Below are 3,020 nucleotides of genomic sequence, written 5' to 3'. Positions count from 1 at the left end.
GCACAGCAGGGGAGGGGGACCGCCGCTGCAGGCGGTGGTGGAGGGGCCGCCCCGTAGGGGGCGGAATTTTGTCGAGCTGTTCACGGCCGTCTGCGCGGCCGCCCCTCCGTCAGCGCTGCGCGCTTCCACCTCCCCTGCGGCGCAGGGGAGGAATTGTCGACAAACCTCGCTTCAACAGGTCAATAGGTCCGCACCGGCGTGTTGATCCAGGCGTGCTCGCGAAACCATTTCGTGATCACATATTTGACGCCTTTCACCACCGGCGTCCCTTCGTGCAGCGTGCCGGTATTGGGCGACCCGTCGGGCTTCATATTGTTCCACGCGAGCAACAGCCCGCGCTTGGGTGCAACCCGCACGCCCGCCTGCGGGAACCAGGTCGCGCCGCCTTCCTCGACATCGTTCAAGTAGATCATCGCGGTCCAGGTGCGCTGGCCACCCGACGCCTTCATCGCCGGCCAATAATCCTGCTGCTCGTTGAACCAGTCATAATGCGCGCGAAACTGCTGGCCGGGAGCATAACGCTGGCCCTGCATCGTCTCGCCATTTTCGGGCGCGATCCCGAGCAACGCCGCCATCCGCTCGTCGATCGGGCGCACATCGGGCGACCAGCGGTCGAGGTCGCAGCTCTCGCTGGTGCGGAAATTGGGATCCTCCGACTGCGACAACAATGTCGAGGGACGGCGATTGGCGTCGATCAGGCGGATCAGCGAATCGCACTCGGCGTCGCTGAGAAAGCCTGGATGATAATAGATTTGCGCAGCATCGACCTTCGCCCGGCGCATCGCCGGATTGGCCTCGACCCGCGCGGTCACCGCCTGGCCCAGGCGGGCGCGGGTAATCGATCCGGCGGGAGCTTTGGAGCGCGAAAAGATGTTCATGCCCGCAATTTGCCGCTGCTCCCGCGAAACGCAAGAGGCCCGACCGTCGCCGGCCGGGCCTCCCTGCGTGACCTGAGTTCCGCTTACCAGAAGATGTCGTGGATCACATCGACGACATAGCCGGACCGGACATCGACGAGCAGCGCGTCATTGTAATAGCGCACCCAGCGATACGGGCCATAGGCCGGCGGCAGGCGGTAGTAGAAGGGGTCGTTGATCCAGTAATCCGGCGCGAACAGCATCGAACCGATGGTGATGCCGATCGAGAACCGGCGATAGCCATAATTGTAGCCGCGCGGCGCGTAGTAACGGGGCAGGCGAAAGACGTGCCGGTTGCTCGCGCGATAGTCGCCCCAATTGTAGCGACGGTCGCCGCGCCAGCTGCGGTTCCAGTTGCGGTTGTCGTCCCAACCGCGGCGATATTCCTGCCGGTCGCGCCAGTCGCCATAGCGGCGGTCCTGCCGGTAATCGCGCCGGTCGTCACGGCGGTCATCCCGGTAATCGCGGCGGTCGTCCCGACGGTCGTCGCGATAGTCGCGGCGGTCGTCACGGCGCTCTTCGCGCGATTGCGATCCCATGATCGAGTCGCGCAGGCCGCGGCGGTCATCGCGGCGCTCGTCCCGGAAGTCGCGGCGGTCGTCGCGCCGTTCGTCACGGAAATCGCGCCGCTGCTCGCGCACCTGCGGGGCAGGGGCGGTCGCCGGGGCCGGAGCAGGACGCGGTTGGACCTGCGGGCGCTCGGGGCGCTGGAACTGCGGGCGCTCCTGCCGCTGTTCGCGCTGCTCCTGGCGCTGCTGTTGCCACTGCTGGCGCTGTTCGCGGAACTGCTCGCCGCGGCTTTCACGTGCCTGACCGCCACCGCGGCCTTCACGTCCGCCCCGGTCCTGCGCAGTCGCAGCAGCGGGGGTCAAAATGGTTGCGCCGATCAGCGCCGCCAGAACAATCTTCTTCATGCTTTCCTCCGCTCCCCGACAAAGCGCCGGCGTTCAGACTAACGCGCTTTTACGTCGAGTCGGCTGACACACTTCTGAATTGGACTGACAGCCAATAGAAAGCTTTCTTACTCCTGCCCGGTCTCGACCGGGATACCGCGATCGATGGTAATCTCTTCATCGCCCCGCGCCACGCGCGCCGCCCGCCCGATCGCCTCGATCAACCGCGGATAGATGCCGCACCGACACAAATTCGTGATCGCCCCCATAATCTCTTCGTCCGAAGGGTTGCGGTTCTTGCGCAGCAGCGCCGCGGCATTCATCACGATGCCGGGGATACAGTAACCGCACTGAACGACATTCTCCGCGATCAGCGCCTGCTGCACCGGGTGGTTGCCCTCGGCCGTCAGCCCCTCGATCGTGGTGACGAACGTCCCCTCGACCCCGCCGATCGTCACCTGGCACGACCGCACCGCATTGCCGTCGATATCCACCGTGCACGCCCCGCAATCGCCGGTGCCACAGCCATATTTGGTGCCGGTCAGGTTCGACGCATCGCGCAGCGCCCACAGCAACGGCGTGGCCGGATCGAGCTTGTAGGAAACCGGCTGGTTGTTGACGGTGAACTTGGTCATGCAGTCGCTTTAGCATGAAGCAGCGCGCTGCGCAGGCAGGTGCACACCGTCTCGTCGCGCTGGTTGAGCATCACATGGCGAAAGGTGACGACGCCCTGTCCCGGCCGCGACTTGGACGGGCGCAGCGCCACCACCTCGGTCTCGGCGCGCAGCGTGTCGCCGATGAACACCGGGCTCGGCATCCGCACCTCGTCATAGCCCAGATTGGCGACCAGCGTGCCCAGCGTCGTATCCCCTACCGAAATCCCGACCATCAGCGCAAAGGTGAAAGTGCCATTGACCAGGATCCGCCCAAACTCGCTCGCCCCGGCGGCTTCGGCGTCGAGATGCAGCGGCTGCGGATTATGGGTGAGGGTGGAGATCAGCAGATTGTCCGTCTCGGTCACCGTGCGGCGCAGCGCATGCACGATCCGGTCGCCCACCTGCCATTCGTCGAAAGTGCGTCCCGCCATCACCGTCTCCTCTGCCGCCCCACTTAACGCGCGAACCGGGTTTGTCAGTCCCAAATCAAATCATTCCTCCCCTGAGCTTGCTCAGGGGAGGGGGACCGCCGCCGAAGGCGGTGGTGGAGGGGC

The 3,020-nt window shown here is 65.4% G+C and carries 4 protein-coding genes; all 4 read right to left on the bottom strand.

From position 1 onward, the window contains the following. Positions 1–179: 179 nt before the first annotated feature. The gene (locus AX681_RS08835) at positions 180–878 is read right to left on the bottom strand and encodes a prolyl hydroxylase family protein (RefSeq protein WP_066663970.1); all 699 of its coding nucleotides are present in this window, start codon (positions 876–878) and stop codon (positions 180–182) included. Positions 879–961: 83 nt separating this feature from the next. Continuing rightward, on the bottom strand, positions 962–1,831 hold the full coding sequence (locus AX681_RS08830; RefSeq protein ID WP_066663968.1) for an RcnB family protein: 870 nt from the start codon (positions 1,829–1,831) through the stop codon (positions 962–964). Between the two features lie 107 nt (positions 1,832–1,938). Beyond that, positions 1,939–2,445 carry a (2Fe-2S)-binding protein gene (locus tag AX681_RS08825; protein WP_066663966.1) on the bottom strand — a complete coding sequence of 169 codons (507 nt, stop codon included), beginning with the start codon at positions 2,443–2,445 and terminating at the stop codon, positions 1,939–1,941. After that, positions 2,442–2,897, bottom strand: a complete 456-nt coding sequence (locus AX681_RS08820; protein WP_066663964.1) for a MaoC family dehydratase — start codon at positions 2,895–2,897, stop codon at positions 2,442–2,444. Before AX681_RS08820 ends, AX681_RS08825 begins: the two co-directional genes overlap by 4 nt. Between the last annotated feature and the right edge of the window lie 123 nt (positions 2,898–3,020).

Source organism: Sphingomonas sp. CCH9-E2 (assembly GCF_001557215.1).
In the GTDB taxonomy this organism is placed as follows: domain Bacteria; phylum Pseudomonadota; class Alphaproteobacteria; order Sphingomonadales; family Sphingomonadaceae; genus Sphingomonas.
This window is presented reverse-complemented; position numbering and strand designations above follow the sequence as displayed.

Bases quoted from the DNA above. Each gene is read 5' to 3' on its own strand.
- AX681_RS08820 (WP_066663964.1), bottom strand. From the start codon at position 2,897: ATGGCGGGACGCACTTTCGACGAATGGCAGGTGGGCGACCGGATCGTG.
- AX681_RS08825 (WP_066663966.1), bottom strand. From the start codon at position 2,445: ATGACCAAGTTCACCGTCAACAACCAGCCGGTTTCCTACAAGCTCGAT.
- AX681_RS08835 (WP_066663970.1), bottom strand. From the start codon at position 878: ATGAACATCTTTTCGCGCTCCAAAGCTCCCGCCGGATCGATTACCCGC.
- AX681_RS08830 (WP_066663968.1), bottom strand. From the start codon at position 1,831: ATGAAGAAGATTGTTCTGGCGGCGCTGATCGGCGCAACCATTTTGACC.